Here is a 23,432-nt window from a genome sequence, read left to right as displayed (position 1 = left end):
TCCGGGCCACAGGTTCCCGGCGGATACCCACCGGAAACATGGCGTCGGATCAGAGGGGATTATCCGGCCCGGTGTGACAGAGGGTGCCGCCCGCGGCGGCCGGACGGGCGCCCAGGGCTTGGTCGAGTCGGTGGCGGGGCGCCCGCTGCAGGCGGCAGAGGGTGGCGTGCCCGGCCTGCCCGTTTCCCAGCCGGTCCTCGAAGCGGCGGACCACCTCGTCCTGCAGGCGGGCCAGCAGATGGGCGGTGAGGGTGGCGTCGGACAGGGCGCGGTGGGCCCGGCCGTCGCGGGCCAGGCCCAGCCAGCCGGCCAGGTCGCTCAGCCGGTGCGAGGGCGCCTGGTCGAACAGGCGTCGGCTCAGCAGCAGCGTGCAGGCAAAGCCCGGGCCCTCGCCCAGCGGGCGGCCGGCACGGGCGGCCTCGGCCAGCCAGAAGCCGCGGTCGAAGGCGGCGTTGTGGGCCACCAGCGGGCAGTCGCCGACGAAGTCCAGCACCTCGCGCATCACCTCTTCCGCGGGCGGAGCCTGGGCCAGCATCGCGTTGCTGATGCCGGTCAGGCGCTCGATGAAGGGGGGCACCCGCACATCCGAGCGCATCAGGCTCTGGTAGTGGCCCACCACCTGGCCGCCGCGCAGCAGCACGGCCGCGATCTCGGTGGCGCGGGCGCCTTGCTGAGGGCCCATGCCGGTGGTTTCGAAGTCAATGACGGCTAGGGTTTCTACTGAGTTCTCCGCGGAATCGGCGATCATGCGGGGATTGTGCCGCGCCTGCGGGTGGGCACGGTTCCTGCCTCAGCTTTCGCATGTCCGATCTCACCGCGCCGTCTCCCCACACCCCTTTCGAGGATGCCCAGGCCATCTTCACCGGCACCCTGTTCATCTCGTTGGCGCTCATCCTGTTCAACCAGGTGGGCATGATCACCGGCGGCACGGCCGGGGCGGCCTTTGTGCTCAGCCACCTCACCGGCATCAGCTTCGGCAAGCTGTTCTTCGCGATCAACCTGCCGTTCTATGGCTTCTCCTGGAAGCACATGGGCCGCGAGTTCACGCTCAAGACCTTTGGTGCCATCACGCTGCTGTCGCTGATGACGGAGTTCTCGCCCGCGCTCTTCGCCATCGACCGCCTGCACCCGGCCTATGCCGCCATCCTGGGCGGCTTGCTGCTGGGCTCGGGTGTGCTGTTTCTGGCGCGGCACCGGGCCAGCCTGGGCGGGGCCACGGTCATTTCGCTGTATCTGCAGCAGTCGCGCCACTGGCGGGCCGGCAAGATCCAGATCGCCATGGACCTGGCCGTGCTGGCCACCGCGGCGGCGGTGTTGCCGCCGCCGAAGCTGGGTTATTCGGTGCTGGGCGCGGTCGTGATGGGCCTGTTCATCGCCATCAACCACCGGCCCGGCCGCTACAACGGCACCTGACCGCCCCGGGGCGGTCCAGCCAGGGGCCGGTGCTAAACTCCGACGCTGTTGGTGCCTGGGCCATTCTTCTGATGGCTCGGGGTAAACGGGAAGCAGGAAGGCAACTCTCCGCGAGATGCGTCCAACCTGCGCTGCCCCCGCAACGGTAAGCGGACGTGGTGTCCGGGAGCAGTCCTCCCGCACCGCCGCTCGTGCACCTGGTCACTGAGGGTGATCCCCTCGGGAAGACTGCACGGGTCGTTCCGCCAGCCCGGATACCGGCCAACGGGGGGTGGGGTGCCTTGGCACCTCCGCCATGGGGTGACGACCTGCGGGGAAGCCGGTCGTCGCGTGGCCGCGATGGCTGTCGTGTCCGGTGTGCTGCCTGCTGAACAGGCCCGCCGCCGCCAGCTGCCGGCTCTGTTCGAGCGAGTCCTCTCATGTTCCTGCGCACACCTGTCGCGCTTGCCGTGGCGCTGTTCGCGCCCGTGTTCGTCCACGCCCAGACCGCGGGCACGAACCTTCCCACCTCCGACACGACCGACTACGTCGTCACTGCCAGCCGCATGCCCGAATCGGCTGCGCAGGCCGTGCGGCCGGTCACCGTCATCACCGCCGAGGACATCCGCCAGTCCGGTGCCGCTTCCGTCACCGACCTGCTGCGCACCCTGGGGGGCGTCGAGATCACCCAGAACGGTGGCCTGGGCAGCAGCAGCAGCGTCTTCATCCGCGGCGCCAACAGCGACCACACCGTGGTCCTGATCGACGGTGTCCGCATCGGCTCGGCCACGCTGGGCACCGCGTCCTTCGAATCCATTCCCCTGGCCCTGATCGACCGCATCGAGGTGCTGCCCGGACCGTCCAGCAGCCTGTACGGTTCCGACGCCATCGGCGGCGTGATCCAGATCTTCACCAAGAGCGCCAAGCGTTCGCCAGGCGCCTCCGTGGCCCTGACCACCGGCAGCCACGACCTGCGCCAGGCCGCGGCCAGCTATGCCGCCGCCCTGGGCGAAGGCACCCAGCTTTCGCTGGGCCTGAACTACCTGAGCACCGACGGCATCAACGCCACCACGCCGGACAACACCTACAACTACAACCCCGACCGCGACGGCCTGCTGCAGCGCGGCGGCCAGCTGCGCCTGACCCAGCAGCTCAATGCCGACCACGAGGTGGGCGTGCAGTGGCTGCGCAGCGCCAGCAAGGGCCGGATCGACGATGGTCCGACTGGCGACAGCTACGCCGACACCGTCACCCAGTCCCTGGGGGCGCACTGGAACGGTCAGTTGGCCCAGAGCTGGCGCAGCGAGCTGAGCATCGCCCGCTCGCTGGACCAGTCCAACAGCCACAGCAACTACCCGAGCACCTTCGACACCCGCGAAGACCAGGCCAGCTGGCTCAACCGCCTGGCCGCCTTTGGTGGCACGGCCACCGTGGGCCTGGAGTGGCTCAAGCAGAGCGTGGACAGCACCACCGACTACGCCGTGGACGAGCGCACCGTGCGCAGCGGCCTGGTGGGCTGGAAGGGGCAGATTGGCGAGCATGCGCTGCAGGCCGATGTGCGCGAGGACCGCAACAGCCAGTTCGGCCACCACACCACCGCCCAGCTGGGCTGGGGCTGGCAGCTGGACAGCCAGTGGCGCCTGCGCGCCAGCTGGGGCAGCGCCTTCCATGCCCCGACCTTCAACGCCCTCTATTACGTCGATCCTTATGGCTCTTCTGGCAACCCCGACCTGAAGCCCGAGGAGAGTCGCAATCTGGAGGCGGGTCTGGACTGGACTGCCGGCAGCACCCTGGTCAGCGCCACCGTGTTCCAGAACCGGATCCGCAACCTGATCACCTGGGTGGAGACCGATCCCAACAACTTCATCTACACCCCGATGAACACCGGCCACGCCCGCATCCGTGGCCTGGCCCTGAACCTGTCGACCCGCATCGACCGCGACACCCGCCTGAAGGCCAACCTGACCTGGCAGGCCCCGCTGAACACGGAAGACAACGACCTGCTGCCGCGTCGCGCCCGGGTGTTCGGCGGCCTGCACCTGAGCCACAACGCCGGCCCGGCCCAGGTGGGCACCGACCTTGACTGGGTGGGCCGCCGCTTCGATGCGCCCGGAGAACCCGCCAGCAGCGCCATGGGGGCCTACGGCCTGGTGGCCGTGTTCGGCAGCTGGGCCTTCACGCCCGAGTGGCGCCTGGAAGCGCGGGTGAACAACCTGGGCGACAAGCACTACACCACGGCCCAGGGCTACAGCGCGCCGGGCCGCGAAGGCCAGGTGACCCTGCGCTGGACGCCGGCCCTCTGATCGGCTGAGCGCGTCCTCCCGGTCCGCCCGCCGCCTGCGCACCATGCCCTTCGCGACCGTGCCCCCGCCTTCGAACCGTCCGGCCTGCGGCACGGGCCGCCGGCGCGTGACCGCCCTGGCGGCGGTGGCGCTGGTGCATGGCGTGCTGGCCGCGGCGGTCTGGGGCCCCGGCGCGGGTGGGCGGCCAGCCCCTGAGCCCGCCGCGCCCCTGGGGCAACTGGTGATGGTCACGCTGCCGGCCCTGGCCGCGGCCCCCGCCGTGCCGGCACCGAGCCCGCTGCGAGCCCTGCCGCCGCCGAAGTCGGCCGGGGACCGGGACCTGCGGGACGGCGGGTCGTCCTTGCCCATCACACGGACACCGGCAGCCACGGCGCCCATGGCTGCCGCGGACAGGCTCCCCCAGGCCCTCCCCGTGATGGCGGCCGCGTCCCCGGGCCCGGTGTCTGCGCCGCTTCACACCGCGGGCGTCGCGGGCCCTTCGGGTGAGAAGGCGGCCAGCGCCGCTTCCGCGCCCACGCTGGCGGCCGCCGCCGGCGTCAACCATGCCGCCCGTGCGCTGCCGGGCAATGCCTTGCCGCCGTACCCCGAAGCCGCCCGCGAGGACGGCCTGGAAGGCTTGGTGCGCCTGGCGGTCGAGGTGGATGCCCAGGGCCGCGTGAGCGCGGTGCGCTGGGACGCCCGCTCGGGCGTCATGCTGCTGGACATCGCCGCGCGCGACGCGGTGCGGCTGTGGCGCTTCGAGCCGGCCCGCCAGGACGGGCAGGCCGTGGCCAGCACCGTGCGCGTGGCCCTGCAGTTCCGCCTGGACGCCCCGGTGCGCTGGGTGGCCCAGGCCGACACCCGCTGATCTGCCCATGAACGCCACCCGTTCCCCCCTGACGGCGGCCCGCACCCTGCGGGTGCTGGGCCTGCTGCTGGCCCTGGCCCTGGTGGTGCTGGCCTGGGCCCTGGCCAGCGGCAGCGACGCCCTGGCCTGGGCCGACCTGCCGCGCCTGCTGTGGCAGCCCGACGGCAGCATGGCCTCCGAAATCCTGCACCGGCTGCGCCTGCCGCGCGCCCTGGCCGCGCTCAGCACCGGTGCGCTGCTGGCGCTCTCGGGCGCGCTGATGCAGGTGCTGCTGCGCAACCCGCTGGCCGACCCCTATGTGCTGGGCCTGTCGGGCTCGGCCGCGCTGGGGGCGCTCCTGATGCTGGCGCTGGGCTGCAGCTTCCTGGCCGTGCAGGCCGGGGCCTTCGCCGGGGCGCTGGCGGCCGTCGCCATCGTCTTCCTGCTGGGCCGGCACGACCTGGGCCGGCTGGAGGCCGCCAGCAGCCAGGACAGCACGCCGCGCCTTTTGCTGACCGGCGTGATGCTGTCGTCCATGGCCATGGCCGGCGTCAGCCTGGTGCTGAGCCTGGCGCCCAGCGAACAGCTGCGCGGCATGCTGTTCTGGATGATGGGCGACCTCTCCGGCACCGATGTGCCCGCCCCGGTGCTGCTGCTGCCGCTGGCGCTGCTGGCGCTGCTGCTGCCCTTCGGCCGCGACCTGAACCTGCTGCTGCGCGGCCCCGGCCCGGCCCAGATGCTGGGCGTGCCGGTGCGGCGGGTGCGGGCGCTGATCTACCTGAGCGCTTCCGCCGCGGCCGCCACTGCGGTGACGGTGGCCGGCTCGGTCGGCTTCGTCGGCCTGGTGGTGCCGCATGCGCTGCGCCTGCTGCTGGGCAGCGACCAGCGCCTGCTGCTGCCCGCCAGCGCCTTGACCGGCGCGGTCTTTCTGCTGGCGGCCGACACGCTGGCACGCACCCTGGTGGACCCGCTGCAACTGCCGGTGGGCGTCATCACCGCGCTGGTGGGCGCGCCCACCTTCATCGTGCTGCTGAGTCGTCGGGGGCGCGGATGAGCCGCTCCCCGGCCGCCATTCCTGGGGCGCCGCTGCTGCAGACGCAGGGCCTGGGCGTGCAGGTGCCCGGGCCCGGCCGCGACGCGCGCTGGCTGCTGCGCGGCCTGGACCTGGCGGTGCAGGCCGGCCAGTGCTGGGTGCTGCTGGGCCGCAACGGCGCGGGCAAGACCCAGCTGCTCAGCACCCTGGCCGGCGCCCGGCCCCCGGCCGAGGGCACGCTGGCGGTGGCCGGCCACCCGCTGGCGGCCTGGCCCCTGGCCGAGCTGGCCTGCTGGCGCGGCTACGTGCCCCAGCAGGTGGTGGACGCCTTTCCCGCCCCGGTGCTGGACGTGGTGCTGCAAGGCCGCCACCCGCATCTGTCGCGCTGGCACTGGGAGGGCGAGGCCGACACCGCGCTGGCCCGCACCGCGCTGGCCCGCGTGGGCCTGGCCGGCTTCGAGGGCCGCGACGTGACCACGCTCTCCGGCGGCGAGCGCCAGCGCGTGGCCCTGGCCACCCTGCTGACGCAGGACCCGCCGCTGGCCCTGCTGGACGAACCCCTGGCCCACCTGGACCTGGCCCAGCAGCTGCGCATGCTGGACCTGCTGGCCGAGGACGTGCGCGCCGGCCGCCGCGCCCTGGTCGTCTCGGTGCACGACCTCAGCCTGGCCCAGCGCGTGGCCACCCATGCGCTGCTGCTGGACGGGCAGGGCGGCACGGCGCTGGCCGGCCCGGTCGAGCAGGTGATGCGCGAGGACACGCTCTCGGCCGCCTTCGGCCACCCCCTGCGCTGCCGCGAGATCGACGGCCGCCGCTGGTGGCTGCCGGCTTGAACGCCACGCCGCCACCGTTGTTGAAAGATCCCATGGCGAACCCCGACACCCCCACCTCGCCCGAGGACGGCGAAGCCCGCCACAAGGCCAAGATGCAGCGCCACAAGGCGGCCGTCGATGCCCGCATCGCCCGAGCCGACCAGGACACCGGCCTGCTGCTGGTGCTCAGCGGCCCCGGCAAGGGCAAGAGCAGCTCGGCCTTCGGCATGGCCGCGCGCACCCTGGGCCACGGCGGGCGCGTGGGTGTGGTGCAGTTCATCAAGGGCGCCATCCCCACCGGCGAGGAGCGCTTCTTCCGCCGCTTCCCCGACGAGGTGGCGTTCCACGTCACCGGCGAAGGGTTCACCTGGGAGACGCAGAACCGCGCCCGCGACGTCGAACGCGTCGAGGCCGGCTGGGCCATCGCCCGCGGCCTGCTGCAGCGCCCGGACATCGACCTGGTGGTGCTGGACGAGCTCAACATCGTGCTGGCCCACGGCTACCTGCCGGTGGCCACGGTGCTGGCCGACCTGGCCGCGCGGCCCGCGGGCCAGCATGTGGTGGTGACCGGCCGCGGCGCCCCGCCCGAGCTGGTCGAGGCCGCCCACACCGTCAGCGAGATCAAGGTCGTCAAGCACGCCTTCAAGCAGGGCATCCGCGCCCAGCCGGGCATCGAGTTCTGAACCCGGCCGCCCCACTTTCACTCCACCAGTCCACGCCATGACCGCCTTCATCGTCCGCATCCCCCCCGTGTCCACCGCGCTGGACGCCGCCCTGCAGCACAAGATCGACACCAAGACCAAGCCGCTGGGCGCCCTGGGCCGGCTGGAGGCCCTGGCCCTGCAGATCGGCCGCGTGCAGCAGAGCCTCACGCCCCGGCTGTCGCAGCCGCAGGTGTTCGTCTTTGCCGGCGACCACGGCATCGCGCTGGAAGGCGTGAGCGCCTACCCGCAGGACGTGACCTGGCAGATGGTCATGAACTTCCTGGGTGGCGGCGCGGCGGTCAATGTGCTGGCGCGCGACCAGGGCCTGGCGGTGCAGGTGGTGGATGCCGGCGTCAACCACGACTTCGGCGAGGTGCCGGGCCTGGTGCACGCCAAGATCGCCCCGGGCACCGCCAACAGCGCGGTGCAGCCGGCCATGACGACCAAACAGGCCGTGGCCGCCCTGGAGCGGGGCCGCGCCTTGATGCGCGAGGCCCGCGAGCAGGGCTGCAATGTGGTGGCCTTCGGCGAGATGGGCATTGCCAACACCAGCGCGGCCTCGCTGCTGCTGCACAAGCTGGCCGACGTGCCGCTGGACGTGGCCACCGGCCGCGGCACCGGCGTGGACGAGGCTGGCCTGCAGCGCAAACAGGCGGTGCTGGCCCGCGCGGCCGCACGCACCGGCGCGCTGCGCGATCAGCCGCTGCAGGCCCTGGCCGAGTACGGCGGCTTCGAGATCGCGATGATGGCCGGCGCCATGCTGGGCGCGGCCGAGGCGGGTATGCTGGTGCTGGTCGACGGCTTCATCACCAGCAGCGCCATGCTGGTGGCCTCGCGCCTGGCGTCCGAGGTGCTGGGTTATGCCGTCTTCGCCCACCAATCGGCCGAGCGCGGCCACCAGGCCATGCTGCAGGCCATGCAGGCCCAGCCCCTGATGATGCTGGACCTGCGCCTGGGCGAGGGCACCGGCGCGGTGCTGGCCTACGGTCTGGTGCGCGCGGCCGTGGCCTTCCTCAACGAGATGGCCAGCTTCGAGTCGGCCGGCGTTTCCAACAAGGACTGAGGGCGTGGGTGAGCGCTGCCGCGCGCTGATGGTCAGCGCACCCGCCTCCGGGCAGGGCAAGACCACCGTCACCGCGGCCCTGGCCCGGCGGTGGACGCGCCAGGGCCTGCGGGTGCGGGTCTTCAAGACCGGGCCGGACTTCCTGGACCCGATGATCCACGCCCGCGCCAGCGGCCAGCCCTGCTGGCAGCTGGACCTGTGGATGGGCGGCGAGGCCCATTGCCGGCGCCTGCTGGCCGAGGCCGCGCAGGACCATGACATCGTGCTGGTCGAAGGCGTGATGGGCCTGTTCGACGGCCGGCCCAGCAGCGCCGACCTGGCCCAGACCTTCGGCCTGCCGGTGCTGGCGGTGATCGAGGCCGCGGCCATGGCCCAGACCTTCGGCGCCCTGGCCCTGGGCCTGCAGCAGTATCGGCCCGGACTGTCGGTGAGCGGCGTGCTGGCCAACCGCGTGGGCAGCCCCGGCCACGCCGAGATGCTGCGCGAGAGCCTGCCGCCGGGCCTGGCCTGGTACGGTGCGCTGCCGCGCGAGGCAGGCTTTGAATTGCCCTCGCGCCACCTGGGCCTGGTGCAGGCGGCCGAGCTGGCCGACCTGGACGCCCGGCTGGACCGCGCGGCCGATGCCCTGGCCGCGCTGGACCTGCCGCTGCCGCCCGAGGTGGACTGGGGCCGGCCCGAGCCCGATGCCGACGAGCAGGCCGTGTACCAGCGCGCGCCGCTGCGCGGGCAGTGCGTGGCCATCGCGCAGGACGCGGCCTTTGCTTTCCTCTACCCGGCCAATGTGCAGCTGCTGCAGCGCCTGGGCGCGGGCCTGTGCTTCTTCTCGCCCCTGGCCGACGAGCCGGTGCCCGAAGGCGCCACCGCCGTTTACCTGCCCGGCGGCTACCCCGAGCTGCACGCCGCCACCCTGGCCGCAGCCCAGCGCACGCGCCGCAGCCTGCAGGCCCACCACGCCGCCGGCCTGCCCCTGGTGGCCGAATGCGGCGGCATGCTGGCCCTGGCCGAGGGGCTGACCGATGCCCAGGGCACCCGCCATGCCGGCTGGGGCTTGCTGCCCGGCGAGGCGCGCATGAGCCCGCGCCTGGTCAACCTGGGCCTGCACGCCGCGGAACTGCCCGAGGGCACGGTGCGCGGCCACACCTTCCACCACGCCCGCTTCGAGAGCCCGCTGCCCCCACTGGCCCACACCCAGGCCCAGCGCCACCACGGCCAGCCCGAGGCGGTCCACCGCCAGGGCCGCCTGCAGGCCAGCTTCCTGCACGCCTACTTCCCCAGCGCCCCGGCGGCGGTGGCGCGCTGGTTCTCGGTCTGAGCCCGGGCGGTCCCGGAGGACGGACGCGGGGGGCGTCGATACACTCGGCGGACCGCGTCCGTGTCCCTCCACCATGACCGACACCCCATCCCCATCCACCGCCATGCCGGCCATCGAGGCCAGCCGCGTCGTGGCCGACGAGTTGCGCTTCAAGGCCAAGCTGGCCATCGGCGAGCAGGCCGATGCCTCGCTGCGGGCCGTCAACCGGGCGCGGGAGATCTGGGATGTGCTGGGCGCGGCGGGCACCGGGGCGGCGGTGGCCAAGTCCAGCCTGGTGGCCTCCACCTTCTTCGCGCCCGGCGGCCTGCTGGGGGCGGTGGGCCTGGGCACGGCGGCCACGCCCATCGGCTGGGTGGCCTTCGCGGCGCTGGCCTCGGGCGGTGCCTGCTATGGGCTCTACCGTCTGCTGGGCAACCGGCGCGGTGAGCGCGTCATCGAGATCCCGCGCTACCTGAACACACCGCTGGACCAGCTGGGCCTGGCGATCTTCGACCTCATCGCCCCGCTGGCCATCCGCATGGCGGCGGTCGACGGCCAGATCGAGCGGGCCGAACTCGATCACCTGCAACAGCACCTGGTGCGCGAGTGGGGCCTGGACGAGGCCTTCGTCAACCAGGCCATCGTGCGCATCATCGGCGAGGCCTCGGCCGGTGACCTGGCCCGCATGGCTCGCGAGCGCAGTGTCTTCCTGCATGCCAACCCCGACTGCAACCATGCGGCCATTGCCGCCGATGTAGTGCAGAGCCTGCGGCAGATGCTGGAAGCCGCCGGCCCGGTCACCCCCCAGGAGGCCGCGGCCCTGGACGAGGTGGCCGCCTTGCTGGCCCAGGCGCCCCCGGGCGAACTGGCCAAGGCCTGGATGCTGGCCCGCCACCGCGCGCAAGCGGCTGGCAGCAGCCTGCAGCAGGGGGTGGGCAAGGGGCTGAGCACGGGGGGACAGGCCGTGGTCCGCACGGCGGCCAAGGTGGCCGAACGCCTGCCCGGGTTGCTGCAGGACATTGAATCCACCGGCCAGCAGGTGCGCAAGCGCCTGGGCCGTGCCCTCAAGCGCTGACACAGGCGCGCTTCACCACGCATTCCCACAACGATTTCCAGCGAGACATCTCCATGCTGACTTTGCTGACCTCTGCGGTGGTGGTCCTGGTGGCCCTGCTGCACCTCTATTTCCTGGTGCTGGAGATGTTCCTCTGGGACAAGCCCATGGGCCGCAAGGCCTTCGGCCTGAGCCCCGAGCGCGCGGCCCTCACCAAGGTGATGGCGGCCAACCAGGGCCTGTACAACGGCTTCCTGGCCGCCGGCCTGCTGTGGAGCCTGCTGGCCCCGCAGGCCCTGGCGCGTCCGCTGCAATTCTTCTTCCTGGGCTGCGTGCTGGTGGCCGGCCTGTTCGGCGCCGCCACTGCCAGCCGCAAGATCCTCTACATCCAGGCCCTGCCGGCGCTGGTGGGCCTGGGCCTGGTGTGGATGGGCTGAGCGCGCTGCGGCGACCGGCCAGCCCCTGGATCAACCTGCAGGGCAGCCTGGCCAACCCCAACCTGGCGCTGGAGGCCGCGCGCCGAGGCGATTGGTCGCAGCTGCCGCCCGAGGGGCCGGGCCGGGTCGATGCGCGGGCCCAGGCCAATGCCTGGGCATCGGGTCTGGCCGCGGTCTGCATCACTGTGGGCCATGTGACGGGGCCCGGGGATGCCTGGCAGAAGACCTGCGACGACCTGGCCCGGTGGCGGCAGTTTCTGGACCGGCCGGACAGCCCCTGGCGTCAGGTGGATGGCGTGTCCGATCTGGTGGAAAGCCGGGCTGCGGGCCAGGTGGGCGTGCTGCTGGGCTTTCAGAACACCGAGATGCTGGGGGCTGACCCCCTGCGGGTGGCCCATTGTGCGGCGCAGGGCGTGCGGGTGATGCAACTGACATACAACGGCGTGAATGCCGTGGGCTGCGGCTGCCTGGCCAACGAAGACACCGGCCTCACGGCGCTGGGGCAGGTTATGGTCGAGGCGATGAACGCCCAGGGCGTGTTGATCGACCTCAGCCACGCGGGCGATCGGACGCTGGCCGAGGCGGTGCGGGCCAGCCAGCGCCCGGTCATCGTGTCCCACACCGGCTGTCGCGCCCTGGCGAACCATCGCCGGAACCTGGCGGACGAAGATCTGCGGCGCGTGGCCGACGCCGGCGGTGTCGTGGGCCTGTACGCCATGCCGTTCCTGCGTGCTGCGGGCCAGCCCCTGTTGGAGGACCTGGTGCGACACATCGACCATGCACTGCAGGTGGCCGGCACCGAGCATGTGGGCGTGGGCACCGATGGCACGCTGACGGCGGTCGACGATGTGGACAACTACCGGCGCTTTCTGGGCGAGGCGGTGCGCGCCCGCCAGGCCGCCGGGCTGGCCTCGGCCGACGAGGATCCCGAGGTGTGTCTGTTCCTGCCGGACGCAACAGGCCCGTCCCAGTTCGAGCGCTTGGCCGATGCCCTTGGCCGGGCCGGGCATGGCGCATCGGTCGTTGACCGCGTGCTGGGCGGCAATGCGCTGCGGCTGTTTGGCGAGGTGTGGTGCCCTTCAGCGCAGGATCCAGGCGGCTGAAACCCCCAGCAGGGTCAGGCCCAGCACCGCGCTGACGGTCTGCCAGAACCGCACCGGGTGGCGCTCGATCAGCGGCACGCGGGCCGGCTCGGCCCAGCGTGGGTCCGGGGCAGCCAGCGCGTGGGTGAACTCGGACAGGGCTTCGTGCCGACGCGCGGGCTGCGGGTGCAGGGCCTTGGCCAGCACCGTGTCGAGCCAGGCCGGCAGGTCGGGCCGGTGCTGGCGCAGCGGGATGTAGCGCAGGCCGGCCAGGTCCCGCGGGCTGCGCAGCCGGGGCACCTGCAGGCCGTAGGGCAGCTGGCCGCTGAGCATCTGGTAGGTCAGCACCGCCAGCGAAAAGAGCTCCGAGGCCACGCCCGGCGGCTGGCCGACGAAGTACTCTGGCGCCAGGTACTGCAGCGTGCCGGCCAGCGCCGGGTCGCGCTCGGTGAGGCCGGCCTCGGCCAGGCCCGCCACATGCACCGAGCCGAAGTCGATCAGCTTGAGCGTGCCGGTGCGGTCGATCATCAGGTTCTCGGGCCGCAGGTCCTGGTGCAGCATCTCCTTGCGGTGAAAGGCCTGCAGGCCCGCGGCGATTTGCTGCACCCAGGGCCGCACCTCGGCCAGGCCGGGCCGGGGGTGGTCGCGCATCCACTGCGCCAGCGTCTGCCCGTCGATGTGCTCCATGGCCACGAAGAGGTGCTGGCGCACCCGCGCGTCGCCTTCACCGCTGGCCGGCTTGAGCACATGGGGGTGGTCGATGCGCCGGGCCACCCATTCCTCCAGCAGGAAGCGGTCAATGGCCTGGGCGTCGGTTCGCAGGTCCTGGGTGGGCACCTTCAGGGCCACCGGCTGTCCGCTGGCGTCGTCGGTGGCCAGCCAGACCTGGCTGCGGGCGCTGGTGTGCAGTTCGCGCAGCAGGGTGTAGCCCTCGAAGCGCATGCGCGCCTGCAGCGGCGGCGGAAAGGACAGGTGGCGCTGTGCGTCCGCCGCGGCCTGGGCTTCGGCCGGTGGCAAGGACTCGATGCGCACCAGCTGCACCGTGATGTTGTCCTGGCTGCAGCGTGCCAGGGCGGTGGCAGTCAGGGCCGCGGCACAGGCCTCCAGATCGGCCGGGTGCCGGGCCAGGGCGGCGTGCACGTCGGCCGCGATGAGGTGTTCGTAGGCGCCGTCGGTGGCCAGCAGGTAGACCTCGCCCTCGGCCAGCGGCCAGCTGCGGTAGTCGATCTCGACCGCGGCGTCCGCGCCCAGCGCCCGGGCCAGGTGGCTTTCGGCCGAGGACAGGCGCACCCGGTGATCCTGGGTCAGGGCTTCCAGCGCCTGGGGATGCAGGCGGTAGATGCGGCTGTCGCCCACATGCAGCAGGTGGCCTTCGCGGCCCTTCAGGATCAGCGCACTGAAGGTGCAGACATAGCCGCGGTCCGGGTCGAAGCGGGCGTCGCTGCGGCGGGTCTGGGCATGCAGCCAGGCGTTGGTGGCCTCCAGCACGCACTGGCCGGCGCGGCGCACCGTCCAGGTCTCGGCGGTGCCGTAGTAGTCCTCCAGGAAGCTGCGCACCGCGGCCGCGCTGGCCACCTGGCTGACGCGGCTGCTGCTGATGCCGTCGGCCAGTGCCAGCACGACGCCCTGGGTGGCGAGCTTCGGGCCGGTGGGCACCACCGCGCCATGGAAGTCCTGGTTGACCGGCTTGGGCCCGGCCAGCGAGTGCTGGCCGATCGAGACGCGCAGTTCCTGGGGCATGGGGCCATTCTGGCCCGTCAGGCCAGCACGCGCTTGGGCGCCGTCTTCACATGGGTGGCGTAGAGGGTGGCGCCCACGAAGCTCAGGCCGCCCACCAGGTTGCCCAGCACGGTGGGGATCTCGTTCCAGAGGAAGTAGTCCATCAGCGTGAAGTGGCCGCCCAGCATCAGGCCCGAAGGGAACAAGAACATGTTGACGATGGAGTGCTCGAAGCCCATGTAGAAGAACACCAGGATGGGCATCCACATCGCGATGACCTTGCCCGAGACCGAGGTGGACATCAGCGCGGCCACCACGCCGGTGGAGACCATCCAGTTGCACATCACGCCACGGATGAACAGCGTCAGCATGCCGGCCGCGCCGTGCGCTGCATAGCCGACGGTGCGGGCCTCGCCGATGCTGCCGATCTTCTGGCCGATGGCATTGGGCGCCTCGGTGAAGCCGAAGGTGAAGATGATGGCCATGAAGACGGCCACCGTCAGCGCGCCGGCGAAGTTGCCGACGAAGACCAGGCCCCAGTTGCGCAGCACGCCGGCCCAGGTGGCGCCCGGGCGGCGGTCGAACACGGCCAGCGGGGCCAGCGTGAAGACGCCGGTCAGCAGGTCGAAGCCCATCAGGTAGAGCATGCAGAAGCCCACCGGGAAGAGCAGGGCGCCGATCAGCGGGTTGCCGGTGTTGACGTTGACGCTGACCGCGAAGGCCGCGGCCAGCGCCAGGATGGCACCGGCCATGTAGGCGCGGATCAGGGTGTCGCGGGTGGACATCAGCAGCTTGGATTCACCGGCATCGACCATCTTGGTCACGAATTCGGCGGGGGCGAGGTAGGCCATGGTGGGTTCCTTCAGGACAGACATGGAGGAGACAGTGCGGCCCATGCCGGCGGCAGCCGGGCATGAAAAAAGGCGCCCACACCTGGACCGGTTTGCACCGGTTGCAGGCATGGACGCCTTTGTCCACACATTCGCGCACCACCTGCAGGCAGCCCAGCGGCCGGCAGGGGTGGATTCAAGCCGCCGTTAGCTTGATGGCCTCACCACAAGCACGCGGCGTGCCAAATTCGGCGTGTAGGCGGGGCTGCCGTCAGTCCGCCGCGGGCGCGGGCGGGCGCGCAAAGGCCAGGTCCGGCAGCGAGAGCGTGGCCTCGGCCACGTCCAGCAGGCGGCGGTTCTGGTCCATCGCAGTCTTCTGCAGGGCGCGGAAGGCGGCCTCTTCCGACAGGCCCATGCGCGACATCAGCACGCCCTTGGCGCGCTCGATGATCTTGCGTTCGTGCAGGGCGCGCTTGGCGGCCTCCAGCTCCATTTCCACGCTGGCCAGACGGGCCGTCTGGGCCTGCAGCAGCTCCACCATGGAGGACATGGCCTGGGCATCGCGCGCCTGGGTGTCGGGCGGGGCCTCGCCCGGTGGCTGGGCCAGCAGCGGCACCGTGCCCGGGTGGCCCGAGATGCCGAAGAATTCCACCACCGCATGGGTGTGCGGTGGCGGTGTGTTGCGCAGCCGCTGGACCAGGCCCTCGGCGTCCTGCAGCTCCTGCTGGAGCTGCAGCAGCTGCCGGGCACAGGCCTGGCGCAGGTCCTGCACCAGTTCGGTCTCCAGCTGCCACAGGTCGGTGATGCGCTCGCTGGCAACTTCGAACCAGCGCCCGCTCAGCTGGGCATCCAGGGCGGCGCCGGGGCGGGCCGTGCACAGCGTGCGGCGCAGCCGTTCCAACTGGGCCACGGTGGGGGTGAGCTGCAGCTGTTGCCAGCGCGCACGCAGGGCCGGATCGGCGAACTCCTCGAACACCGCCAGGCTGCGTTCCTGGGCGTCGATCAGGTGGGTGATGCGCTCCTGCTCGACCGGCAGGGCCTGGCCCGAGGCGAAGAGCTGGCCGCCCACGGCGCGTTCCTGGCCGGCGGCCTCCTTGCCCTGCACCAGGTGGACGAAGGCCACCAGCTGCCGTGACACCCCGGGGTGGACGGTGCTGTCGGCCAGGTGGAAGACCAGCTCCACCAGGCCGGCGATGACCCGGCTGAAGGCCGCCACGCTGTCGTGCGCGCTGGGCTGGCAGCGATCGATCTGCCGGCGCAGCTCGTGCAGGGCGTCCAGGTCCAGCAGCACCCAGGCCATCAGGGACAGCAACCGCGCGGTGGCGCCCTGGGCGGGGTCGAGCTGGGCGTCGAACAGGCTGCGCAGCTGCTGCTCCAGCGGTGTGGCCGCCTGCTGCGCATTCAGGTGCTGCTCGTTGAACTGCAGACCATGCGAGGCCAGGAAGATGCTGCAGGCCCCGCGTTCGCGCTGCAGGGCGTGGATCAGCTGGCCGATGACGGTGACCAGTTCCACCCGTGCGGCCAGGTGCCGCACGGCGTCGATGTCCAGCTGCTTGGCACGCAGGACGAAGGGGGAGGCGGACAGCGGCATGGGGCGGGCGGCTCGGGGCAGTGGTGCCCCGATTGTCCGCAAGATGGGGGCCGGCCGGAACCCTCAGGCGGCCGCGGCGTTCACCAGCACCCGGCCATCCTCCACCAGCACCGGGTAGCTGCGCACCGACCAGTCGGGCGACTCCAGGCACACACCGGTGCGCAGGTCGATGTGGTGCTTGTAGAGCGGCGAGGCCACCACCAGGTGCTCGCCCAGGTTGCCCACCAGGCCGCGCGAGAGCACGCTGGCACCGGCCTTCGGGTCCACGTTGTCGATGGCGAAGAACTGGTGCTGACCGACGCGGAAGATGGCGATGTGCCGCCCGTCCACGCGGGCGCAGACGCCGGTGTCCGGCAGGATGTCGTCGACCGCGCAGGCGGCGGTCCAATGGGAGACGAGGGTGTCCATGGTTCGGGGCTCCTGGGTCAGACGGTGAGATCGGTGGACGCCGCGGGGGTGGCGCCGGCACGCTCTTCCGGTCGGGCCGGACGGATCTGGCCGCGCTCCTGCACGAACACGATGTGCTCGTCGGGCTGGGCGCTGTTGACGAAGCTGCGGAAGCGCTGGCGCACGGCCGGCGTGGTGACGGCGGTCTTCCATTCGCACTGGTAGCGGTCCACCACCTGCTGCATCTGGGCTTCCAGCTCGGCCGCCAGGCCCAGGGTGTCGCGCAGCAGCACGCCCTTGAGGTAGTCCAGCCCGCCTTCGAGGTTGTCGCGCCAGGTGCTGGTGCGCTGCAGGCGGTCGGCGGTGCGCACGTAGAACATCAGGAAGCGGTCGATCAGGCGGATCAGCGCGTCCTGGGTCAGGTCGCTGGCGATCAGCTCGGCATGGCGTGGCTTCATGCCGCCGTTGCCGCAGACGTAGAGGTTCCAGCCCTTGTCGGTGGCGATGATGCCCACGTCCTTGCCCTGGGCCTCGGCGCATTCGCGGGTGCAGCCCGAGACGCCGAACTTGATCTTGTGCGGCGCGCGCAGGCCCTTGTAGCGGTTCTCCAGCGCGATGGCCAGGCCGGTGCTGTCGGCCACGCCGTAGCGGCACCAGGTGCTGCCCACGCAGCTCTTCACGGTGCGCAGGCTCTTGCCATAGGCATGGCCGCTCTCGAAGCCGGCGGCGATCAGTTCCTCCCAGATCAGCGGCAGCTGCTCGACGCGGGCGCCGAACAGGTCGACCCGCTGGCCGCCGGTGATCTTGGTGTAGAGGCCGTACTTCTTCGCCACCTGGCCCACGGCGATCAGGCCCTCGGGCGTGACCTCGCCACCGGGCATGCGCGGCACCACCGAGTAGCTGCCGTCCTTCTGGATGTTGCCCAGGAAGTAGTCGTTGCTGTCCTGCAGGGGGGCCAGCTCGGGCTGCAGCACGAAGTCGTTCCAGCAGGAGGCGAAGATGCTGGCGGCGGCGGGTTTGCAGATGTCGCAGCCCAGGCCCTGGCCGTGCTGGGCCAGCAGGTCCTCGAAGGTCTTGATCTGGCCCACGCGGATCAGGTGGAACAGCTCCTGACGCGAGTGCGGGAAGTGCTCGCACAGGTGGTTGTTGACCGCCAGGCCGCGCTTGGCCATCTCGGCCTTCATGACCTGGGTGACCAGGGGCACGCAGCCGCCGCAGGTGGCACCGGCCTTGCAGCCGGCCTTCAGTGCGGCGATGGTGGTGGCGCCGTCGGCCACCGCCTGGGCAATCTGGCCCTTGCTGACGTTGTTGCAGGAGCAGATCTGCGCGCTGTCGGGCAGGGTGTCCACGCCCAGGCCGGCCTTGGCCTGGCCATCGCTGGCCGGCAGGATCAGCGCCTCGGGGTGTTCGGGCAGGGCGATGCCGTTCAAGGCCATCTGCAGCAGCGTGCCGTACTCGGCCGCGTCGCCCACCAGCACGGCGCCCAGCAGTTGGCGGCCGTCCTCGCTGACGACGATCTTCTTGTAGATGCCGTTCAGCTCATCGGTGAAGGAGAAGCTGCGGCAGTGCGGCGTCTTGCCATGGGCATCGCCGATGCTGGCCACGTCCACGCCCATCAGCTTGAGCTTGGTGCTCATGTCGGCGCCCGCGAAGGCGGCCGAGGCCTCGCCAGCGATGTGGCGCGCGGCCACGCGGGCCATCTCGTAACCCGGGGCCACCAGGCCGAAGGTCTGTTCGTTCCACGACGCGCACTCGCCGATGGCGTAGACATGCGGGTCGCTGCTGCGGCAGTGGTCGTCGATCACCACGCCGCCGCGCGGGCCGATGGCCAGCACGCACTGGCGGGCCAGCTCGTCGCGCGGCCGGATGCCGGCGGAGAACACGATCAGGTCGGTCTCGAGGTGGCTGCCGTCCTCGAACACCATGCGGTGGCGGTGCTCGGCGCCGTCGGTGATCTGGGTGGTGCTGCGCCGGGTGTGCACGTGCACGCCCAGGGCCTCGATCTTCTCGCGCAGGACGCGGCCGCCGCTCTCGTCGACCTGCACCGCCATCAGGCGCGGGGCGAACTCCACCACATGGGTTTCCAGGCCGAGGTCGCGCAGGGCCTTGGCGCATTCCAGGCCCAGCAGGCCGCCGCCCACCACCACGCCGCGCCGGGCCTTGGTGCTGGCGGCCTGCATGGCCTCCAGGTCGTCGATCGTGCGGTAGACGAAGCAGTTCGTCCGCTCGCGGCCGGCGATGGGCGGCACGAAGGGCACCGAGCCGGTGGCCAGCACCAGCACGTCGTAGGGCAGCACCTCGCCTTCGGCGGTGGTCACGGTGCGCACCCGGCGGTCCACGCTGGCGGCACGGGCGGCCAGGCGCAGGTCGAAGCCGCTGCGCTCGAAGAAGCCGGGCTCGACCAGGGACAGGTCCTGCGCGGACTTGCCGGCGAAGAATTCGGAGAGGTGGACCCGGTCGTAGGCGGGGCGGGGTTCCTCGCACAGGACGGTGACCTGCACGTCCTTCAGGCCGGTCTCGGCCAGGCTTTGCAGGAATTGGTGGCCCACCATGCCGTGGCCGGCGACGACGATCTTCATGTTGTGCTCCGAAGGGAAGCGGCACACGCCCAGCGTGCGCACATCGGGAGGGGCACACGGCGCGAACCGGTGCCAACAGAAAACCGCCGTCGTTAGCGGGTGAGGGCGGGGCAGCAGCACCCCGGGGGTCTCGACCAGCACTGAAGCAACTTGGATGCCAATCCTGGCCAGGCCTGGGACCGGGGACGGGATCGGGCGCAGGCGGGAAACAGGTCCGGCGCGGTGCAGGAGCGGGCCGGTCCTGGGCGCCTTGCCCCAGCCTGGTGCGGCCTGGGCGGCTTGCCCAACATCAAGCGGCCCCGCTCCCGCGGGGCGCACACTGCCGCCATGGCCAAGCGTTTTCCGCTCCACCCTGCCCACCCCGAGCGGACCTGCTGGGGCTGTGACCGCTACTGCCCGGCGAACGCCATGGCCTGCGGCAACGGCTCCGACCGCACCCAGCATCCCGAGGAACTGTTCGGTCCCGACTGGGCCGAGTGGGTGCCCCCCACCGAGGCTGACCGGACGTCCCCGGACGGAACTACCACGTCCCCATCATCGCCAGCCGGGGATTGAACCGGCCCGCCCGGCGCGCCTTTACACTGCCAGCGAGCGTGACCTGGTGCTCGCAGAAGCGCAGGCGAGGACGTCGTGGGGTTGGAGTGCTGCCGTGTGAGCCTGTCTGATCCGAGCTGCCTCGTGCCCGACGAGGCCTCCGAATTCATCCGCCAGAATTTCCGGACCACGATCCGCGGATCGGCGGTGGTCATCGCCTGCGTCGCCTGCGTCTATGCCGTGGCGTTGTGGCGGGTCGGTGATCCGCACTGGTGGCACCATGGCCTGATCGCCTTGCTGGCCGTGGCCTTGCAGCCGTGGTTCGGGCGGCAGGCTTCCTACCCGGGCTTCATCGGCGCGCTGTTGCTGCTGATCAGCACCTGCACCGTGTCAATCGGTGCGCTGGCCCTGACCTATGGGCCCGCGGCCCTGTTTCACGCGCTGCTGCTGGCCTACACCCCGGTCCTGGTCACCTCGGGGCGACTGCCGCCGTGGGCCAAGGTGCTGCTGGTGGCCGGGGCCTGTCTGTTGACCCTGTGGCTGGATGCGGCCAGCGCGGCACGGTGGGCACAACGGGCCGCCACCGAACCGCAGCAGCTGCCGACCCCGGAGATCCTCCAGCGTCTGCGGGACATCAACCTGCTGGCCCTGGGGTTGGCGCCCGCGGTGCTGGTCTATCACTTCTTCACGTTGGTGAGCCGCCAGCACAGCACCATGGTGCGTCTGGCGCTGCATGATCCGATGACGCAGCTGTTCAACCGCCGCCATGTGCAGGCCACCGGCGAGGCCCTGGTGGCCCGTCTGCTGGACCGACCCCAGGGCGGGCCCTTCAGTGTGGTGCTGCTGGATGTGGACCACTTCAAACGCGTCAACGACACCTGGGGCCATGAGATCGGCGACCAGGCCTTGCGGCATGTGGCCGATCTGATCTCGCGCACCGCCCGCGCCTCGGACGTGGTGGCCCGCTGGGGCGGCGAGGAGTTTCTGCTGCTGCTGGCCGACACCGACGAGGCCCAGGCCGTGCAGCTGGCCGAGCGCCTGCGCAGTGCCATCGCCGACGACGCCCTGGGCGCCCATGGGGAGCCGGTCCGTCTGACCGTCACCATCGGCGTGGCGCAGTCCCTGCGCGCCGGCTCGTTTGCAGATGTGATCCGCCGTGCCGACGCGGCCCTGTACGAAGGCAAACGCCAGGGGCGCAACCGGGTGGTGGCCGCCAGCGTGACGGGCACCGAGGCCGTGCCCGCGGACCTGGCCGGCATCTGAACCGCACCGGTCCGGCGAGGTCGGCCCTCAGTCGGCCGGGCCAGGCAGGCTGCTCAGCACGGTCTGGCAGCGCGCCACCAGGAAGTCGCGCAGGCGCTGGATGGCCGGGCCCAGGCTGGCCCGGTCCGGGCAGACCATCTGCAGCGGGGCGGGCTCGCCCCAGTCCAGGGGAAAGAAGTTCACGAGGCGTCCGGTGCGCAGATCCTCGGCCACATCCAGCGCCGACTTGTAGGCGATGCCCTGGCCCGACAGCGCCCAGCGCCGCACCACCTCGCCGTCGTCGCTGACCCGATCGCCGTGCACCGGCACGGTCTGCAGGCCGCCCTGGGCCGAGGGCAGGTGGAAGCTCCAGCGCTCGTGGGTGTGCTCGCCCATCACATAGCGCAGGCAGTTGTGCTGCCGCAGCTCCGCCGGCGTGGCCGGGCGGCCGTGGCGCTCCAGGTAGGACGGGGCCGCGCAGGCGATGCGGCGGTTGTCCGCGGCCAGCGGCAGCGAGACCAGGCCCGAATCGGCCAGCTGGCCGTAGCGGATGCCGGCGTCCACCGCGGCGCGGAAGAGGTCGGTGAAGCGGTCGCTGACCCGCAGCTGCAGTTGTAGCCGGGGGTGCTCGGCCTGGAAGGCGTCCAGCCAGGGCAGCAGCACCTGCCGCCCCAGGTCCGAGGGCACCGACAGGCGCAGCGGCCCGGCGATCTCGGCGCGGCCCTGGTCCAGCGCCTCCTGGCCGGCTGCCAGCGCGGCCAGCACCGCGCGGGCATGGGGCAGGTAGCGCGCGCCTTCCTCCGACAGCCGCATGCTGCGGGTGGAGCGCACCAGCAGGCGCAGGCCCAGCTCGCGCTCGAGCCGCTGCACCGCGCTGCTGGCCAGGGCCGGGGTGAGGTCCAGCTGCCGGGCTGCGGCCGAGAAGCTCCCGGCCTCGGCGGTCTGGACGAAGACCTGCAGATCGTCGATGCGGATCATCTTCTTGCCTGTGAAGAAAGTATTTGAGATATGGCGTTCTTTATCTCGTGAGTACGTTAAATCAAAGTTGCTCCCCATGCCGGATCCCGGCTCTTCCTGTCACCCACTCCGAGGGAGCGCATCGACATGCACCGCCTTTCTTCACGGCCCGCCGGGCTGACCCTTCTGACCACCGCGGCCGCCCTGGCCGCCGCAGCCGCTCTGCTGGCCCTGGCCGGCCCCGCCCACGCCGAGGAGGCGCTGATCCAGCCCCGCACCCTGGTGGTGGATGCCCACCTGGACCGGAACCAGGCCGAGCGCGAGATCCTGGCTGCGCGCCGCTACGGCAGCTTCTGGTCGACCGGCGAGGAGGCGCTGGCCCGGGCCGCCCTGGCGCCGGACTTCATGGACCGCACCCTGCCGCCCGGCCGCGCCCAGGGGCTGGCTGGGCCGCTGGCGGCCTCGGCGGGCTTTCGCCAGGCCGTGCCCGACCTGCGCTGCGAGATCGCGCAGATGATCGTCTCCGGTGACCGGGTGGTGTCCCATCTGCGTTTCACCGGCCACTTCAGCGGGCAGTTCCACGGCCGCGCCGGCCAGGGGCAGGCCATCGACTTCATCGCCACCGACATCTACCGCGTGCAGGATGGCCGCATCGCCGAGAACTGGCACCTCGAGGACAACCTGACCCTGCTGCAGCAGATGGGCCTGGTGGCCCTCTGAGCGGGTCGGTCCGCCTCACGTCACACTCTCACCTTCAGGAGCATTCCCATGAACATCGATCTCACGGGCCGCGTGGCCCTCGTCACCGCTTCCACGGCCGGTATCGGCCATGCCATCGCCCGCGGTCTGGCCGACAGCGGCGCCGAGGTGGTGCTGCACGGCCGCAGCGCCGCCACGGTGGACCGGGCCCTGCAGTCGCTGCGGGCCGCCCTGCCCGGGGCCCGCCTGCGCGGCGCGGTGGCCGACCTCAGCGACGCCGCCGGTGCCGACGCCCTGCTGGCGGCCGTGCCGGCGGTGGACATCCTGGTCAACAACGCCGGCATCTACGGCCCGCAGGACTTCTTCGAGACCGACGACGCCATCTGGGAGCGCTACTGGCAGACCAACGTCATGTCCGGCGTGCGCCTGTCGCGGGCGCTGCTGCCGGCCATGGTGCAGAAGGGCTGGGGCCGCGTGGTGTTCATCGCCTCGGAGTCGGCCCGCAACATCCCGGCCGACATGATCCATTACGGCGTCAGCAAGACGGCGCAGCTGGCCCTCTCGCGCGGCCTGGCCAAGCGGGTGGCCGGCAGCGGGGTGACGGTCAATGCCGTGCTGCCGGGCCCCACGCTGTCCGACGGCGTGGCCGAGATGCTCAAGGACGAGGTGGCCCGCACCGGCCAGTCGCTGGAAGAGGTCTTCAACGGCTTTGTGCGCACGCAGCGCCCCAGCTCGATCATCCAGCGCGCGGCCACGGTGGACGAGGTGGCGTCGATGGTGGTCTACGTCTGTTCGCCGCAGGCCTCGGCCACCACCGGCGCGGCGCTGCGGGTGGATGGCGGCGTGGTGGACGACATTGTCTGAAGCCGGGCGCCCTCTCGGGCGCCCGGACCACTT

22 protein-coding genes and 1 riboswitch are annotated in these 23,432 nt (G+C 71.7%); of the genes, 15 read left to right on the top strand and 7 right to left on the bottom strand.

The window, feature by feature from the left end; all coding sequences use genetic code 11:
- Positions 1-49: 49 nt before the first annotated feature.
- The gene (locus M0L44_RS01575) at positions 50-748 is read right to left on the bottom strand and encodes a 3'-5' exonuclease (RefSeq protein ID WP_252767853.1); all 699 of its coding nucleotides are present in this window, start codon (positions 746-748) and stop codon (positions 50-52) included.
- Between the two features lie 53 nt (positions 749-801).
- Between M0L44_RS01575 and M0L44_RS01570 the strand changes: the two genes are divergently transcribed.
- The 11 genes from M0L44_RS01570 to M0L44_RS01520 all read left to right on the top strand — a co-directional run bounded on the left by M0L44_RS01570 (position 802) and on the right by M0L44_RS01520 (position 12,018).
- Positions 802-1,413, top strand: coding sequence for a DUF6198 family protein (locus tag M0L44_RS01570; protein ID WP_252767852.1), 612 nt, complete (start codon positions 802-804; stop codon positions 1,411-1,413).
- 32 nt (positions 1,414-1,445) lie between these two features.
- Positions 1,446-1,693, top strand: a riboswitch (cobalamin riboswitch).
- Positions 1,694-1,832: 139 nt separating this feature from the next.
- Positions 1,833-3,695, top strand: a complete 1,863-nt coding sequence (locus tag M0L44_RS01565; protein WP_252767851.1) for a TonB-dependent receptor domain-containing protein — start codon at positions 1,833-1,835, stop codon at positions 3,693-3,695.
- 43 nt (positions 3,696-3,738) lie between these two features.
- A complete protein-coding gene (locus M0L44_RS01560; RefSeq protein ID WP_252767850.1) occupies positions 3,739-4,542 on the top strand; it encodes an energy transducer TonB in 804 nt (267 codons plus the stop codon).
- Between the two features lie 7 nt (positions 4,543-4,549).
- The gene (locus tag M0L44_RS01555) at positions 4,550-5,575 is read left to right on the top strand and encodes a FecCD family ABC transporter permease (RefSeq protein WP_252767849.1); all 1,026 of its coding nucleotides are present in this window, start codon (positions 4,550-4,552) and stop codon (positions 5,573-5,575) included.
- Positions 5,572-6,387 (top strand): ABC transporter ATP-binding protein, encoded by an 816-nt coding sequence (locus tag M0L44_RS01550; RefSeq protein ID WP_290429026.1) that lies wholly within the window; start codon positions 5,572-5,574, stop codon positions 6,385-6,387. The genes M0L44_RS01555 and M0L44_RS01550 overlap by 4 nt, the downstream gene beginning before the upstream one ends.
- 32 nt (positions 6,388-6,419) lie before the next feature.
- Positions 6,420-7,049 (top strand): cob(I)yrinic acid a,c-diamide adenosyltransferase, encoded by a 630-nt coding sequence (gene cobO / locus M0L44_RS01545; RefSeq protein ID WP_252767848.1) that lies wholly within the window; start codon positions 6,420-6,422, stop codon positions 7,047-7,049.
- 37 nt (positions 7,050-7,086) lie between these two features.
- Entirely contained in the window at positions 7,087-8,133 is a 1,047-nt protein-coding gene (gene cobT / locus M0L44_RS01540) for a nicotinate-nucleotide--dimethylbenzimidazole phosphoribosyltransferase (protein ID WP_252767847.1), read from the top strand.
- A gap of 28 nt (positions 8,134-8,161) precedes the next feature.
- A complete protein-coding gene (locus tag M0L44_RS01535) occupies positions 8,162-9,445 on the top strand; it encodes a cobyrinic acid a,c-diamide synthase CobB (protein WP_252768059.1) in 1,284 nt (427 codons plus the stop codon).
- 73 nt (positions 9,446-9,518) lie between these two features.
- A complete protein-coding gene (locus M0L44_RS01530) occupies positions 9,519-10,499 on the top strand; it encodes a tellurite resistance TerB family protein (protein ID WP_252767846.1) in 981 nt (326 codons plus the stop codon).
- A gap of 53 nt (positions 10,500-10,552) precedes the next feature.
- Positions 10,553-10,915 carry a DUF1304 domain-containing protein gene (locus M0L44_RS01525; protein ID WP_252767845.1) on the top strand — a complete coding sequence of 121 codons (363 nt, stop codon included), beginning with the start codon at positions 10,553-10,555 and terminating at the stop codon, positions 10,913-10,915.
- Entirely contained in the window at positions 10,903-12,018 is a 1,116-nt protein-coding gene (locus M0L44_RS01520) for a dipeptidase (protein WP_252767844.1), read from the top strand. The genes M0L44_RS01525 and M0L44_RS01520 overlap by 13 nt, the downstream gene beginning before the upstream one ends.
- Here M0L44_RS01520 and M0L44_RS01515 read toward each other — a convergent pair.
- The 5 genes from M0L44_RS01515 to nirB all read right to left on the bottom strand — a co-directional run bounded on the left by M0L44_RS01515 (position 11,995) and on the right by nirB (position 19,103).
- Entirely contained in the window at positions 11,995-13,737 is a 1,743-nt protein-coding gene (locus tag M0L44_RS01515; protein ID WP_252767843.1) for a bifunctional protein-serine/threonine kinase/phosphatase, read from the bottom strand. The two genes, M0L44_RS01520 and M0L44_RS01515, sit on opposite strands and share 24 nt — an antisense overlap.
- Positions 13,738-13,754: 17 nt before the next feature.
- Positions 13,755-14,567, bottom strand: a complete 813-nt coding sequence (locus tag M0L44_RS01510) for a formate/nitrite transporter family protein (RefSeq protein WP_252767842.1) — start codon at positions 14,565-14,567, stop codon at positions 13,755-13,757.
- 250 nt (positions 14,568-14,817) lie between these two features.
- Complete coding sequence (locus M0L44_RS01505; protein WP_252767841.1) at positions 14,818-16,137, bottom strand: nitrate- and nitrite sensing domain-containing protein; 1,320 nt, start codon at positions 16,135-16,137, stop codon at positions 14,818-14,820.
- A 63-nt stretch (positions 16,138-16,200) separates the two neighbouring features.
- The gene (gene nirD / locus M0L44_RS01500; protein WP_252767840.1) at positions 16,201-16,545 is read right to left on the bottom strand and encodes a nitrite reductase small subunit NirD; all 345 of its coding nucleotides are present in this window, start codon (positions 16,543-16,545) and stop codon (positions 16,201-16,203) included.
- Between the two features lie 17 nt (positions 16,546-16,562).
- Positions 16,563-19,103: a nitrite reductase large subunit NirB gene (gene nirB / locus M0L44_RS01495; protein WP_252767839.1), complete on the bottom strand. Its 2,541-nt coding sequence runs from the start codon at positions 19,101-19,103 to the stop codon at positions 16,563-16,565.
- A 327-nt stretch (positions 19,104-19,430) separates the two neighbouring features.
- Between nirB and M0L44_RS01490 the strand changes: the two genes are divergently transcribed.
- Together M0L44_RS01490 and M0L44_RS01485 are read left to right on the top strand one after the other, a co-directional pair.
- Entirely contained in the window at positions 19,431-19,658 is a 228-nt protein-coding gene (locus tag M0L44_RS01490; protein WP_252767838.1) for a DUF3079 domain-containing protein, read from the top strand.
- A 96-nt stretch (positions 19,659-19,754) separates the two neighbouring features.
- Positions 19,755-20,900 (top strand): GGDEF domain-containing protein, encoded by a 1,146-nt coding sequence (locus tag M0L44_RS01485; RefSeq protein ID WP_252767837.1) that lies wholly within the window; start codon positions 19,755-19,757, stop codon positions 20,898-20,900.
- A 27-nt stretch (positions 20,901-20,927) separates the two neighbouring features.
- Here M0L44_RS01485 and M0L44_RS01480 read toward each other — a convergent pair whose 3' ends face one another.
- On the bottom strand, positions 20,928-21,857 hold the full coding sequence (locus M0L44_RS01480; protein WP_252767836.1) for a LysR family transcriptional regulator: 930 nt from the start codon (positions 21,855-21,857) through the stop codon (positions 20,928-20,930).
- Between the two features lie 126 nt (positions 21,858-21,983).
- Between M0L44_RS01480 and M0L44_RS01475 the strand changes: the two genes are divergently transcribed.
- Together M0L44_RS01475 and M0L44_RS01470 are read left to right on the top strand one after the other, a co-directional pair.
- On the top strand, positions 21,984-22,556 hold the full coding sequence (locus M0L44_RS01475) for an ester cyclase (protein ID WP_252767835.1): 573 nt from the start codon (positions 21,984-21,986) through the stop codon (positions 22,554-22,556).
- A gap of 48 nt (positions 22,557-22,604) precedes the next feature.
- Positions 22,605-23,399: an SDR family NAD(P)-dependent oxidoreductase gene (locus M0L44_RS01470; RefSeq protein WP_252767834.1), complete on the top strand. Its 795-nt coding sequence runs from the start codon at positions 22,605-22,607 to the stop codon at positions 23,397-23,399.
- Positions 23,400-23,432 lie beyond the last annotated feature (33 nt).

Origin of the sequence: Ideonella oryzae, from assembly GCF_024055665.1 — a bacterium.
GTDB classification, from domain to species: Bacteria; Pseudomonadota; Gammaproteobacteria; order Burkholderiales; family Burkholderiaceae_C; genus Ideonella; species Ideonella oryzae.
Note: the sequence above shows the minus strand (reverse complement) of the source record. Positions and strands in the feature narration are given on the sequence as shown.